The sequence below is a fragment of the Afifella sp. JA880 genome, assembly GCF_025379905.1.
Taxonomy (GTDB): Bacteria; Pseudomonadota; Alphaproteobacteria; order Rhizobiales; family Afifellaceae; genus Afifella; species Afifella aestuarii.
On sequence record NZ_JAOANH010000003.1, the window covers coordinates 733806 to 747321 of the forward strand.

The window sequence follows — 13516 nt, forward strand, 5'->3', positions numbered from 1 at the left end:
CATATGTCTCCCGTTGCGATCGACGTGATTCGCGAGACGGAGGCTTGGCCTCCGCAGACCGAGCTCGACCCGCTGATGGACAAGGCCGTTGGCGCGGCCCTTGCCGTGGCCGGCTGGACGCCTCCGCAAGGTGTCCTTGAGCCTGTGGAACTCAGCATCGTCCTGACCGACGATGCGACGATCGCGCGCCTCAATCGTGACTGGCGCGGCAAGGACAAGCCGACGAACGTCTTGTCCTATCCGCAGCCGCCGGGACCCCTTTTGGGCGACATCGTCTTCGCTTTTGAGACGATCGAGCGTGAAGCCGAAGAGCAGAAGAAAGCTTTTCTCGACCATTTCGCCCATTTACTTGTGCATGGCTGCTTGCATCTGCTGGGCCATGATCACCAAATAGACAGTGAAGCAGAGGAGATGGAAACGCTGGAGAAGGACGCGCTGGCCCGGCTCGGCATTGCCGATCCCTATCGTCAGGCCGATGCTGCCTTTCCGGTCCCAGGATCATGAACGACGACCGATCTCGAAGTCCTGCGGGACTTTCTTACGATGAATCTACGCCCGAAAGTGTGGGAGATCGCCTGCGCGCGACTTTCAAGGTCCTGATCGGCGGCAAGTCGAACGGCTCCGCGCGCTCCGAAATCGAGCATGTGCTCGCCGCCGACGAAGTCGACGGAGAAGCCTTTGCGCCGGAAGAGCGCGCCATGCTGCGCGCCGTCCTCAAGCTCGGGGATATGCGTGTCGACGATGTCATGGTGCCGCGTGCCGATATCGACGCGGTCGACCATGACGTGCCGCTCGCGACAGTCCTGATGGCCTTCAAGGAGGCCGGGCACTCGCGCCTGCCCGTCTATCGCGAAACGCTCGATGATCCGATGGGCATGGTCCATCTGAAAGACGTCGTGGGCTGGATGCTGGAGCATGCGCGCAAGGATCTGGAGCAGCCTGAAAGCATGGCGGCGGCCGAGGAGGAGACGGAACGCCGCTTCCGTTTCTCTGCCTCTTTAGATTTCTCGCCCGTCGATCTCAGCCAGCCGCTGCGCTCGTCCGGCATTATCCGCCCCATCCTCTTCGTGCCGCCTTCCATGCCCGCGCGCATGCTCCTGGAGCGGATGCAGGCGGGGCGCACCCAGATGGCGCTCGTCATCGACGAATATGGCGGCACCGACGGTCTCGTTTCGCTCGAGGATCTCGTGGAAACCATTGTCGGCGAAATCGAAGACGAGCACGACGACGAGGAAGATGCCGATATCGCCAAAGTGGCGGAAGGCGTCTTCGTCGCCGATGCCCGTGCCGAACTCGACGAGCTGGCCGACGTGATCGGCCCCGCCTTCCAGATGGGCGAGCTCGGCGAGGAGGTCGAGACCGTGGGCGGGCTCATCTATACGCTGCTTGGTCGCATCCCGGTCCGGGGCGAGATCGTCAATGCGCTCGACGGTTTCGAGATCGAGATCCTGGAGGCCGATCCGCGCCGCATCAAGCGGGTCAGGATCCGCGAGCGGCGCAAGGGACGGCTGGTGCAAAGGGTGAAGAGCCGCCAGGCTGCAGACCCCGCTTTGCCGGCCCCGTCCGGGTCCCCGCCGGCCCTTCAGATTGCCGATAAGCCGCGCGCGACGGAAAGTCCGTCATCAAGCGACACTTCCGATTGACTTCACCCCTCGCCAGGGCTTAAGGGGGTGCCCGCTCCCGAGCCCAGGTGGCGGAATTGGTAGACGCGCACGGTTCAGGTCCGTGTGCCGCAAGGCGTGGAGGTTCGAGTCCTCTCCTGGGCACCACAATTAGTCCCGCTGCTTATCGCAGTAGTGGGGCTTTTTGTTTCGATCCTCTATCGAAGCCGGGAAAGAGCTGAAGTCCCGTAAAATTGGTCGGGCCAGCCTAATCCCGAAGATCCTCAAACATTCCTCCCCTTCCCAGATGCCCAGAGACGCGCGAAAGACGCGGGATCGCGTGTCGGTGGATCGTCTAAGTCGGATCGTATTTCCCAAACAAGGCGCGTCCACAGTGCGTCATGTCTCTCCTGACGTTTGTTAGGATTAGAGGCCGCTATTTCATCTGTGAAGTCATGCAGAGCTTTGATGACGCCAAGAGTTCCAACCAAGTGGAGGTTATTCACGGCGGTTGCGAAGCGCATCTGAGCTGATTCGGGCGAATCAGCTCCAACGATATCGCTCGCTGCTTGTAGAAAAGCCTCATAGTAATCTAGTTTCTTCGCTCGCCAAATGGCATCGCGTTCCGCCCTTTTGGTAAGAAAAAACGTAGCCGCGGGTACTGCGATCGTTGCTAAGGCGGTGATAGCAGCCGCTAAAGCTATCCACATCGATCTGCGCCTTTTGTATTTGTTGACGGTAAAAAATATCGTTAATCTATAATATATAGAGATATTATATATTTCGAGAGAGGTGCTAGTCGAATTATCTCGGTTGGCAATATGCGTCAGAATTGCGAGCCACATCACAGCTAAAGCACTCCTGCGGGGCTAAGCTGAGCATGATGCCCGTGTGCTTGTCATCCCTACTTCTCGAAAAAATCTCTCAGCCGGTAATAGTTGATCATTGCCGTGGCGTAGATCGGGTGCAGGCCGTGCGCCGGCAAAGGCGTGATGTCGGTGAGCTTCAGCGGCAGGGGTGCTGAGCGGTCGAGAAGATGCGCGCCGATCGCCTGTCCGAGCGAGGTCGCAAGCCCGACGCCGCGGCCGTTGTAGCCGAGTGCCATGGTGAGATTGGGCGCCGGCTGATGCACATGCGGAAGGTGATCGCGCGTCATCGCCACGCGGCCGGCCCAGAAATAGTCGATCGCGAGCTCCCGCGTCTGAGGATAGTGCGTGTGCATGGCCGCAATCAGCCGGCGGTAATGGCCTGGCACTTCCGGGGCGCCGAAGGGGCCGCGCCCGCCGATCATGAAGCGGTTCTCCGGGCCGATGCGGAAATAATTGGCGATGCGCCGGCTGTCTGAGACGACGCTGCGCTCCGGCAGGATCTTGGCGAGAAGGTCCTCGGGAAGCGGTCTGGTGGCGATCTGGATGCTGGTGGCCGGCACCACCGTCGCCTTCAGCTTGGGCCACAGGCTGCCGGTATAGCCGTTGGTCGCCACGACCACCTCATTGGCGCGGAGCTTGCCCCTTGAGCCGACCGCGATCATCCAGCCGCTCTCTGTGCGTGTGAGCGAACGCGCCTCGCTGTCGCCGCACACGCGCACGCCGGCCGCGATCGCCGCTTTGGCAAGCCCGCGGGCGTAATTGAGTGGGTGCAGGCGCCCGGCGCGGCGATCGATCCAGCCGCCTGCGAAACGCTCACTGCCGGTCTTTTCCGCCATGCCCGCTGCGTCGAGCATGTCGACCGGTGCCCCACGTCGCTGCCACTCTTCCATGCGGGTGCGCAGAAGCGGCAGGTGGCTCTCTTTGAGCGAGGCCTGGATCCAGCCGTGCTGGGCGGCGTCGCAGGCGATGCCGTGTTTGGCGATGAGCGCGAACGTCGTGTCCGCCGTGCGTCCGGCAAACTCCGTCGTGGCCTCGCCGTAGAGTTTGTCGAGTGTATCGGGATCGTATTTGAGGCCGGGGATCACCTGCCCGCCATTGCGCCCGCTCGCGCCGAAGCCCGGCTCGTATGCGTCGATGACGACGACCTTGGCGCCGCCTTCGGCGAGCCTGAGCGCGGTGGAAAGGCCCGTGAAACCCGCGCCGATGACGGCGACATCCGCACTGACCTCGCCGATGAGCGGCGGTGTGTCCGGCGCCGGAGTGGCGGTGGCGGCCCAAAGAGAAGCGACATGTTCTGACATGGCAGTCTCCGAAGGTTCGATGATCAAACCGGATGGGTGACGCGGCGTAGAAAATCCTGGGTGCGTTCGTTCTTCGGCTGCCGCAGCACCTCGTCGGCCGCACCTTCCTCGACGATGCGGCCACCGTCCAGGAAAAGCACGCGATCTGCGACTTCGCGCGCAAACAGGATCTCGTGTGTGACGACGAGCATGGTCATGTGCTCTTCCGCCAGCGCCCGCATCACCTGCAGGACTTCTCCGACCATTTCGGGATCGAGCGCCGAGGTCGGCTCGTCGAAGAGGATCGCCTCCGGCTCCATGGCGAGCGCCCGGGCAATCGCCACGCGCTGTTGCTGGCCGCCGGAAAGGGCAGCGGGATAGGCGTTGAGCTTGTCGGCGAGCCCGACCCGCGTCAAAAGCCGCTCCGCCTTCTCCCGCACCGCCGCCCTGTCCTGCTTCAGGACGTAGCGCGGCCCTTCCATGACGTTCTCGATCGCCGTCCTGTGCGGGAAGAGATTGAAGCGCTGGAAGACCATGGAGACGCGCGTGCGCAGATCGTGGATCGAAGGCGCGGTGACGTCGACGGTCTCATCGTCGATGCTGATCCGGCCGGTCTGGTAGGTTTCGAGCCCGTTGATGCAGCGCAAAAGTGTCGATTTGCCGGAACCCGACGGGCCGATCAGGCACACGACCTGCCCCTTATCGATCTCCGCGTCGACGCCCTTCAGGACTTCATGATCGCCGAAGCTCTTATGGACGTTTTCGAGCTTGATCATCGCGCCGGTCCCATCTTCACCTCGACATAGCGCATGGCGAAATTGAGCGGGACCGTCAGGCACAGATAGAGAAGTGCGACGAGCGTGAAGACGGTCATGTTGTCGAAGGTGGAGGAGGCGAGCATCTTGCCCTGCATGGTGAGTTCGGCGACCGAAATTACCGACACCTGCGAGGAATCCTTCAGAAGCATCACCATGTTGTTGGCATAGGGCGGCACCACGATCCTGAAAGCCTGCGGCAGCACCACCCGCCGCATCATCAAGGGCGTCTTCATGCCGATCGATTTGGCGGCCTCCACCTGGCCCCGGTCGACGGCCTCGATACCCGCCCGGAACGTCTCGCCGATATAGCAGGAATAGGTGAGTGCGAGGCCCGCCACGCCCGCCTGGAAAGCGGTGAGGTCGAGGCCGAATTCCGGCATCACGAAATAGATGTAGAAGAGGACGACCAGGATCGGGATGCCGCGCACGAATTCCACCACGATGCGTGTCGAGATGGAAAGCCAGCGGAGGCCCGACGTGCGAAACAACGCCCAGACCAGCCCGAGCGCTGTGGCAAGCGCCAGCGACAGGAGCGTGACGGAAATCGTCAGCCACATGCCTTTGAGGAGGATGGGCAGGTAGGTTTGCGCACTGACGAAGAAGTCGCTCATGCGAGACCTCGCCGGTGAGGCGGCCCGAAGGCTGCCTCACGCATGAGAAGGATCATCATACCGCGACGTTCGAGAGCCTCTCTCACAGGCCGTATTTGGCGAAGATCTTGTCGAGCTCGCCGCTCTCCTTCAGCTTTGCGATCGCTCCATTGACCTTCTCGAGAAGGGCGGAATTTTCCTTGGAGACGGCCACAGCGACATCGCCCTTCTGCATGGGCTCGTAGCCCTCCACGAGGCGCACGCCGAGCTCCGGCTTTTGGGAGACCTGATAGGCGACGATCGGCTTGTCGCCGAAGCCCGCCTTGATGCGCCCGAGCTTCACGTCGCGCATGATGTCGGCGATGGAATCGTAGAGCTTCACCTCGCCGAAGGTGCCGAGAGCCTGAAGCTTGTCGGCAAAGGTCGTGCCGATCTGCGCGCCGACCGTCTCCCCCTTCAGATCATCGAGCGTGTAGTTCGTCGCATCGTCCGCCGCGACGAACATGGCGTCGCCGTAGGAATAGACGGGGGTGGAGAAGTCGACCACCTTCTTGCGCTCGTCGGTGGCGAACATGCCGGCCGAGATGAGGTCGATCTTGCCGCTGGAAAGTGCGGGGATCAGTGCGGAAAACGCCACCACCTTGAACTCGGCCTCGTCGCCGATATCCGCCGTGATGGCCTTGGCGAGATCGACCATCGCGCCCGTCGGCTCTTGGCTGGCCGTGTCGACGAAGGTGAAGGGAACGCCTGTCGTGGTGACGCCGACATTGACGGATTCGGCATAGGCAGGGGCTGCAAACGCCATCGCGAGACCGAAGGCGAGCGAGGCGACGTGTTTCATATCCATGAAATTCCCCATTTATTTCTTCCGCTGTGATCGATAAAAGCGCCGCAATTGAGCGAGGCTTGGCGATCGGACGCGTCAGGAAAACGCGCATACGTTCATTATCATGAAATCCGATAAACGCGCAAACCCGCGAATTGAATGATTTTGTGGCAGGGGTCCGCGTGTTCCTTGGCTTAGAGGAGTTGGAATGGCGAAGCCCGCCGCCGAACGGTTTCCCAGAAAGCAGAAATCCCATATTGTGTTCATGGTGATGAAAAAGAGAGCGCACGGATGATGGGTTCGAACCCGCGCGAAGCCCTGGCCGTCCAGGAACTCGACAACGAGCCGGGGGAAGAGGACCGTTCGCTCGGCTCGGCGGTCCGCGAAGCCCGCCGCGGCCGCGGTCTTTCGCTGAAGCAGGTCGCCGACGGCGCCGGCATCTCGGTCGGTCTCTTGAGTCAGATCGAGCGGGGCATTTCTTCGCCTTCCGTGCGGGCGCTGAGGGCGATTTGCAACGTGCTCGACATGCCGGTCTTCACGCTCTTCGGCGACATGGAGGCGAAGTCCGAACTCGAAGCCCGGCGCATCGTCCGTGCGGCCGAGCGCCGGCAGGTGGATTTCGGCGCCAAGGGCATGATCAAATCCTTCCTGACGACGAACGAAGAAGGCACGCTCCAGATGATGGAGATCGTTCTGGAGCCTGGCGGCGGCTCGGGCGAGGAAGCCTACAGCCACGATGGCGAAGAGACGGGCGTCGTGCTTGAAGGCCGCCTGGAGCTCTTCGTCGACGGCAGTGTCTACCGTTTGAAGGAGGGCGATGCCTTCGCCTTCGAAAGCCGACTGCCGCACCGCTTCCGCAACCTCGCAGAGGCGAGGACGCGCATCCTTTGGGTCACCACGCCGCCGGTCTGGTGAGGGGGGCGAAGCTCGGCCACCAACCTGCTCTCCGCGCGGAGGCGGCGCCCTTTCGGCCAAATCTTTCTCGAACTTAATCCTGTCTTCACAAGATCGCCTTTTCTGAGGCGTTGGTGACGCTGCGGCAGCATAAGCCGCACCGCCGGCGATCGCCGAACTCACCTTCGGCGGGGTCGGTGCAGTGAGACGTAAGGAGGATCCTTCATCACAGGAGATGACGCGGATACGGCGGGGCGCGCAGCGCTGTTCCCCTGGTCGTGATCTGGCGGAGGATCGAAGATATGAACGATAAAACGGCCCCACAGCCCCCTCAAGAACAGCCCCCTCAAGAACTGCCGAGGGGTGTGACGCCGGCTGAGGCGCCCCTGCCGGAGACCGATCTCAAAACCGGCCTGACGAGCGAGACGGCCCAGGAGCGGCTGGCAAAGTTCGGCGAAAACGCCATCAGCGAAGAGAAAACGAGCCCTCTCCAGCGTCTGATGCGCTATTTCTGGGCACCGATCCCGTGGATGATCGAGGCGGCGGCGATCCTCTCCGCAGCGCTCGGTGACTGGGCCGATTTCGCCATCATCGTCACCATGCTTCTCGTCAACGCGGCCGTGGATTTCTGGCAGGAGCGCAAGGCCGGCAACGCTATCGAGCTTTTGAAGGAAAGCCTGGCACTCACCGCCCGCGTCTTGCGTGACGGCACCTGGCAGACGCTGCCCGCTAAGGATCTGGTGCCGGGCGATGTCGTGCTTTTGCGCATCGGCAATGTCACCCCCGCCGATATCCGGCTCGTCGCCGGCGATTATCTGAGCGCCGACGAGGCGGCCCTGACGGGCGAATCCCTGCCCGTCGACAAGGCCGCAGGCGACACCGCCTATTCCGGCTCCGTGGTGAAACTCGGTGAGATGACCGGCGTCGTGACCGCGACCGGCATGAACACTTATTTCGGCAAGACGGCGCAGCTCGTCGCCTCCGCCGAGACGCGCTCGCACTTTCAGCGCGCCGTGCTTTCTATCGGCAATTTCCTCATTATGACGACGCTCGCCCTCGTTGCCATCATCGTGCTCGTGGCCGTATTCCGCGGCACGCCCTTCTGGGAAACCGTGCAATTCTCGCTCATTCTGACGGTGGCGGCGATCCCGGTCGCTCTGCCGACGGTCCTGTCGGTGACGATGGCGGTCGGTGCGGAAAAGCTCGCCTGTATGAAGGCGATTGTCTCGCGCCTCGTCGCGATCGAGGAATTGGCCGGCGTCGATGTCCTGTGCGTCGACAAGACCGGCACCTTGACGATGAACGCGCTCACCGTCGCCGACATCCTCCCCGAACAGGGGGTGGAGGTGGCCGACGTCGTCCTTGCCGCGCAGCTCGCAAGCAACGCCAACGACCCCGATCCGATCGACAAGGCGGTGCTTGCCGCCGAAGGCGCGCCTGCCGATGCGGGCTATGTGACCGGTGATTTCACGCCCTTCGATCCGGTGTCGAAGCGCACCATGGTGGAGACGACCTTAGGCGATCGAAAAGTCGCCTTCTCCAAAGGCGCGCCCCAGGTCATCCTCGATCTCGCCGCACCACCTGCGGAGAGCCGGGCGCGCATCGAGGCGGAGGTCGCCCGCCTCGCTGAAGAGGGCTACCGCGCCCTCGGCGTGGCGCGCCGAGAGGGCGATGCCTGGCAGTTCCTCGGTCTCGTCTCGATTTTCGATCCGCCGCGTGAGGATGCGGCCGCGACCATTGCCGAGACCGGGCGGATGGGCCTTGCCGTCAAGATGATCACCGGCGACCACGAGGCGATCGCCCGCCAGATTGCGGGCAAACTCGGGCTCCGCCGCAACATTCGCTCCGCCGACACCGTCTTCGCCGATGGCCGTGATGGCGAGGTCAGCGAGCGCATCGAACAGGCCGACGGCGTCGCGCGCGTCTTGCCCGAGCACAAGTTCAAGATCGTGCGCGCCTTGCAGGATCGCGGTCATATCGTGGCGATGACGGGCGATGGCGTGAACGATGCCCCGGCCTTGAAACAGGCCGACGCCGGCATCGCGGTGAGCGGGGCGACGGATGCGGCGCGTGCCGCCGCCGATGTCGTGCTGACGAGCTCCGGTCTCGGCGTTATCGCCTCGGCGATCGAGGAGGCCCGGCGCATCTTCGAACGTATGACGAGCTACGCCACCTTCCGCATCGCCGAGACGATCCGGGTTCTTGTGTTCATGAGCCTGTCGATCCTGATCTTCGATTTTTATCCGGTGACGGCCGTCATGATCGTGCTTCTGGCGGTCCTCAACGACTTCCCGATCATGATGATCGCCTACGACAACGCCAATGTCGCCGAAAAGCCGGCGCGCTGGAACATGCCGCGTGTCCTCACGATCGCGAGCTGCCTCGGTCTTCTGGGTGTGGCCGAAACCTTCCTGCTCTTCTGGTACGTCGACACCGTCATGCATCTGCCGCGCGAGGTCATCCAGACGGTGATCTTCCTGAAGCTTCTCGTCGCCGGCCACCTGACACTCTACGTCACGCGCAACCAGCGCTGGTTCTGGTCGAGGCCGTTTCCGAGCCTCAGGCTGTTCCTGACGACGGAGGCGACGCAGATTCTCGGAACGCTGGTGGCCGTCTACGGCATCTTCGTTGCACCGATCGGCTGGACCTATGCGCTGGGCGTCTGGGCCTATGCGCTCGCCTGGCTCCCGATCGAAAGTGCGATCGCGATCGCCCTGCGTCGGGCCCTCGACATGAAGGCTGAACATCAGACGAGCCATCTGGCACGGACCGAAGGTCGCGTCGCCGGGCGCTGAATGAGCCGATGAAGGGGCGGGTAGTGTTGCACACCCGCCTCGCTCGCTCTTACTTGCGGTGATAAGAATGTGATCTCTCTCGACAAATGCCGGTTTGGTCACATCTTCGCCTTGAAACGATGGCCATCCGCGCGGGGCGCGCGGCCCGCCGGCCACCACGGCCTGCTCCGTTTTTTGAAAGCGGGGCCCTGCCGGCCGAAGGCGTAAGAAGGAGAAAGAATTGCCGCACTGGATGTTTGAGAAAAGCCGCGGGGTGGCCGTGCGGCTTCCGGCCGCTGCTGCGCTTGCTTTGGCGTTGGCCGCTTGCACGACGACGCGCCCCGTTCAGCCTGAGGGGCCGCGTGTCGATCAGAGTTATGTTCGCATGTATGGGCCGGTGCAGGATGATGGCTGGAACGTCCCGGCCATTGACGTGTCGAAAGTCGACCCGCGCTATCTGCGCCAGATCGTTAATTACAATTCACCTTATCCGGCCGGCACCATCGTCGTCGATCCTTACGAGCGCTTCCTCTATCTCGTGATGGAGAACGGCAAAGCCATGCGCTACGGTGTCGGTGTGGCCCGTTCGGGAATGGAATTTGCCGGCAACGCGAAAATCGCCCGCAAGGCGGAATGGCCGCGCTGGACGCCGACACAGGCGATGATCAAGCGCGAACCTGAGAGATACGGCAAGGTTGCCGACGGTCTCGACGGCGGCATTTCCAATCCGCTCGGGGCGCGGGCGCTTTACCTTTACAAGAACGGTCGCGACACGCTCTACCGCATTCACGGGACGAACGAGCCCTGGTCGATCGGCAAGGCCGTTTCCTCCGGCTGTATCCGGCTGTTCAACCAGGACATCATCGATCTCGCCAGCCGCGTCCCCCCGGGGTCGCGCGTCGTGGTGCTGAATCGTTCGCAATCCGGTCAGGGCACGGTGCCGGATGGCCCGATGGCTGCCGGACCTCTGACGGGCGCCGCTTCGACCGGAGGGCTGAGCTGACATGCTGGACCGCCGCCATTTCATGACGCTGGCCGCGGGCGCGGCCAGCTTTGCCATGCTTCCGGGCTTCGCGCGGGCGCAGACGGGGCTGACCGTCGAGGAGGTTCTCTCCGATCCGACCGCCCCGGTGCGTGGCAATTCAGATGGCGATGTGACCCTGGTCGAGTATTTCGACTACCAATGCCCTGCCTGCAAAGGCAGCCATGACGAGGTGATGCGGGCGGTCGAGAAGGACGGCAAGGTGCGTCTCGTCATGAAGGACTGGCCGATCTTCGGCGAGGCCTCCGTCTACGCGTCGCATCTCGTTCTCGCGGCCGTGCCGAGCGGCGGATACGCGCATGCCCAGGAAGCGCTTTTGAACACGAAGGGAGCGCTCTCCCGCCAGGCGGTCGAGACGACGCTTGAGAAAGCCGGGCTCGATGTGGATGCGCTCCGCAGTGCTTATCGTGACCGCAAAGGCGAGATCGACGCACTCATCATGCGCAATTCGCATCAGGCCGAAGCTTTTGGCTTTCCCGGTACTCCGGCCTTCGTCGCTGAGACGACGCTTTATCCGGGCGTGATGGACGAAAAGGCGCTGCTGGAGGCGTTTGCCAAGGCCCGCGGCTGAGGCTTTTTCAAACGGACGTTTTTGCGATCGGTGGGAGAGATGCTCAGCGCCTGCTGAACTCCTCGATCAGCGCCGGAAACTCCTCGGGCGACGGGAAATGGGCGAAGCTGTGCTTTGCCGGCGTTGTGACCCAGTCGAGCTTTTCGGCCGTGCAGGTTTCGATAAACGGTTCCAGGCCGGCCGTATCCTCAAGCATCGTGCTGCGCACATTGACGACGTCACCCATCATGTCGGGAAAGCGTGTGAATACCCAGCTCATGCAGTGACCGCAGAACGAATGCATGAGCCCTTCCATTTCCTGCGCGCCGCCGATGACCGGCTCGCCAGAGAGAAGTCGGAATCCGCCTCGGGGCACCGCCACGCTCAAGGAAAAAGCGCTCGCACTCATCCGCTGGCATCCCTTGCAATGGCACGCTGCCGTGACGAGCGGGGGTGACGTGATTTCGAAGCGCAACCTGCCGCAGCGGCAGGAGCCTTGGCGCGTTTTCCATTCGGTCGAAGTCATGCACGGTGCCTATCAAGGGTTGTTGGAAGGGGCGGAAGGCAAGAGCAAGAGTCGGTGGTGCAGGAGAGGGCTGTGGCTGTGAGCCGCTTCTTCCTGCAATCGGCTTCCTGCACCGGCCGGCCTCGCTGATTTCAGATCGTCTGCAATGACGATGGCAGGAGCCGCGCTGAAAAGCATCAAGGCGCGGGAAAAATCCGCCGGGACCATGATGCCAGCGGAACGGCAACGGAGAGTGGAGCAGAGGGAGTGGGCTATTTGGGGCGTGCGTTCTGGGCGCCGCTTGGGCGGGCGATGCACCCGTCACCCATTGTCGGGGGCCGCAGATCATGTCAGGAGCTTTGCCAACGAAGAGGCTAAGACATGACCATCCGCTTTCACGAAGGCGATCTGCCGGATCTTTCCAATTACGGCGAATTCGTCGCGATCGACACCGAGACGATGGGGCTGCGGCCAGGCCGCGACCGGCTCTGTGTCGTGCAGCTTTCGCCGGGTGACGGCACCGCCGATGTGGTGCGTATCGCGCAAGGGCAGGACGAGGCGCCAAATCTGACGGCACTGATGGCCGATCAGGAGCGCACCAAGATCTTTCATTATGCCCGCTTCGATGTGGCGGCCTTGCGCTACGCCTTCGGCGTGATCACGACCCCGATCTGGTGCACGAAGATCGCTTCCAAACTCGTGCGCACTTACACCGACCGCCATGGTCTCAAGGATTTGGCGCGCGAGCTCCTCGGGCTCGAATTGTCGAAGCAGCAGCAGAGCTCCGATTGGGGGGCCGACACGCTGAGTGAAGCGCAGCTACAATATGCGGCCGCCGACGTCCTCCATCTCCACGCCATGCGCGAGGTTCTCGTCGAAAGACTGACCCGCGAGCACCGGCTGGAACTCGCCGAAGCCTGCTTCCGCTTCGTGCCCGTGCGCGCCGAGCTCGATTTGCTCGGCTGGGAGGATTCGGATATCTTCGCGCATGCCTAAAGGTTGGCGTCCGCCCATAAATCACCATGTTGGACGGCATGAAGTGTGGCGACCCCGACACCAGAAGGTGAATTGATGGCAGCTGCGACAGCAACCGCGACAACGCAGCCGCAGATTTTCGGGCGTGCCCGGCCTTCTGCGCGTGACAAGGCTTTCCGCAAGGCGAAGCGTCATTCGGCCTTCGTACGGTTTCTGCGCGTCCTTCTGCCGGTTGGCGGTGTTGCAGGCATCGCAGTCCTTGCGCTGGTCGGGCAGTTTTCAAGCGACGAGCAGTTCGACCTCTCGATCGCCAAGACGACGATCGCCAAGAACGCCATCATCATGGACAATCCGAAGCTCACAGGCTTCGATCGCAACGATCGCGAATTCCGTCTGGAAGCCGATCGTGCCATCCAGAAATTCGCCTCGCCCGACGCCGTGACGCTGGAAAACATCACCGCGCACATCAATTCGCCCGGCCGCGGACCGGTGGCAATCGACGCCGTCACGGCGGATTTCGACAATGCCAAGGGCGATCTTCAGATGGGCGGCAACATCGTCGTCGATTCCGCCGACGGTTACGGTATGAAGCTAACTGGTGCGCAGATCGACACGAAGAGCGGCACCCTCAAATCCGACAACCCCGTCTCGATCACCTATCACGACAGTGAAACCACCGGGAATTCGATCGACGCCACCGACGGCGGTCAGCGCGTCATTATCCAAGGTGATGTGCGCACGCGCATCATGCCGCCGAAACGTGGCCAAGCGGCGGCTGCCAATTGAGGTCTT

Annotated in this window: 14 protein-coding genes and 1 tRNA gene; 10 read left to right on the top strand and 5 right to left on the bottom strand. The window is 62.5% G+C overall.

Features of this window, described 5'->3' with window-relative positions; all coding sequences use genetic code 11:
- Window positions 1-3 precede the first annotated feature (3 nt).
- The 3 genes from ybeY to NYQ83_RS16385 all read left to right on the top strand — a co-directional run bounded on the left by ybeY (window position 4) and on the right by NYQ83_RS16385 (window position 1769).
- The gene (gene ybeY / locus NYQ83_RS16375; RefSeq protein ID WP_261215893.1) at window positions 4-504 is read left to right on the top strand and encodes an rRNA maturation RNase YbeY; all 501 of its coding nucleotides are present in this window, start codon (window positions 4-6) and stop codon (window positions 502-504) included.
- Window positions 505-563: 59 nt separating this feature from the next.
- Complete coding sequence (locus NYQ83_RS16380; RefSeq protein ID WP_261215895.1) at window positions 564-1643, top strand: hemolysin family protein; 1080 nt, start codon at window positions 564-566, stop codon at window positions 1641-1643.
- Between the two features lie 41 nt (window positions 1644-1684).
- Window positions 1685-1769: transfer RNA gene (locus tag NYQ83_RS16385), tRNA-Leu, on the top strand.
- A gap of 736 nt (window positions 1770-2505) precedes the next feature.
- Here the strand turns inward: NYQ83_RS16385 and NYQ83_RS16390 are convergent.
- From NYQ83_RS16390 to NYQ83_RS16405, 4 genes are all read right to left on the bottom strand, one after another.
- Window positions 2506-3771, bottom strand: a complete 1266-nt coding sequence (locus tag NYQ83_RS16390) for an NAD(P)/FAD-dependent oxidoreductase (RefSeq protein ID WP_261215896.1) — start codon at window positions 3769-3771, stop codon at window positions 2506-2508.
- Window positions 3772-3794: 23 nt separating this feature from the next.
- Window positions 3795-4526: an amino acid ABC transporter ATP-binding protein gene (locus NYQ83_RS16395; protein WP_261215897.1), complete on the bottom strand. Its 732-nt coding sequence runs from the start codon at window positions 4524-4526 to the stop codon at window positions 3795-3797.
- Window positions 4523-5179 (bottom strand): amino acid ABC transporter permease, encoded by a 657-nt coding sequence (locus NYQ83_RS16400; RefSeq protein ID WP_128290322.1) that lies wholly within the window; start codon window positions 5177-5179, stop codon window positions 4523-4525. The genes NYQ83_RS16395 and NYQ83_RS16400 overlap by 4 nt, the downstream gene beginning before the upstream one ends.
- A gap of 82 nt (window positions 5180-5261) precedes the next feature.
- Window positions 5262-6005, bottom strand: a complete 744-nt coding sequence (locus NYQ83_RS16405; RefSeq protein ID WP_314733313.1) for an ABC transporter substrate-binding protein — start codon at window positions 6003-6005, stop codon at window positions 5262-5264.
- 270 nt (window positions 6006-6275) lie between these two features.
- Here NYQ83_RS16405 and NYQ83_RS16410 point away from each other — a divergent pair, with 270 nt between their 5' ends.
- From NYQ83_RS16410 to NYQ83_RS16425, 4 genes are all read left to right on the top strand, one after another.
- Window positions 6276-6899 (top strand): cupin domain-containing protein, encoded by a 624-nt coding sequence (locus NYQ83_RS16410; RefSeq protein ID WP_261215898.1) that lies wholly within the window; start codon window positions 6276-6278, stop codon window positions 6897-6899.
- Between the two features lie 281 nt (window positions 6900-7180).
- Window positions 7181-9673: a plasma-membrane proton-efflux P-type ATPase gene (locus NYQ83_RS16415; protein ID WP_261215899.1), complete on the top strand. Its 2493-nt coding sequence runs from the start codon at window positions 7181-7183 to the stop codon at window positions 9671-9673.
- 232 nt (window positions 9674-9905) lie between these two features.
- Window positions 9906-10655 (top strand): L,D-transpeptidase, encoded by a 750-nt coding sequence (locus NYQ83_RS16420; RefSeq protein WP_261216227.1) that lies wholly within the window; start codon window positions 9906-9908, stop codon window positions 10653-10655.
- A gap of 1 nt (window position 10656) precedes the next feature.
- Window positions 10657-11265, top strand: a complete 609-nt coding sequence (locus NYQ83_RS16425) for a DsbA family protein (RefSeq protein ID WP_261215900.1) — start codon at window positions 10657-10659, stop codon at window positions 11263-11265.
- Window positions 11266-11308: 43 nt separating this feature from the next.
- Here the strand turns inward: NYQ83_RS16425 and NYQ83_RS16430 are convergent, their stop codons facing one another.
- Window positions 11309-11653 carry a GFA family protein gene (locus tag NYQ83_RS16430; protein WP_314733314.1) on the bottom strand — a complete coding sequence of 115 codons (345 nt, stop codon included), beginning with the start codon at window positions 11651-11653 and terminating at the stop codon, window positions 11309-11311.
- Between NYQ83_RS16430 and NYQ83_RS17795 the strand changes: the two genes are divergently transcribed.
- The 3 genes from NYQ83_RS17795 (at window position 11547) to lptC (ending at window position 13510) form a co-directional block, all read left to right on the top strand.
- The gene (locus NYQ83_RS17795) at window positions 11547-11852 is read left to right on the top strand and encodes a hypothetical protein (protein ID WP_314733319.1); all 306 of its coding nucleotides are present in this window, start codon (window positions 11547-11549) and stop codon (window positions 11850-11852) included. The two genes, NYQ83_RS16430 and NYQ83_RS17795, sit on opposite strands and share 107 nt — an antisense overlap.
- 278 nt (window positions 11853-12130) lie before the next feature.
- Window positions 12131-12745 (top strand): ribonuclease D, encoded by a 615-nt coding sequence (locus tag NYQ83_RS16435; RefSeq protein ID WP_128291889.1) that lies wholly within the window; start codon window positions 12131-12133, stop codon window positions 12743-12745.
- Window positions 12746-12820: 75 nt separating this feature from the next.
- Window positions 12821-13510, top strand: coding sequence for an LPS export ABC transporter periplasmic protein LptC (gene lptC / locus NYQ83_RS16440; protein ID WP_128291890.1), 690 nt, complete (start codon window positions 12821-12823; stop codon window positions 13508-13510).
- Window positions 13511-13516: the final 6 nt, after the last annotated feature.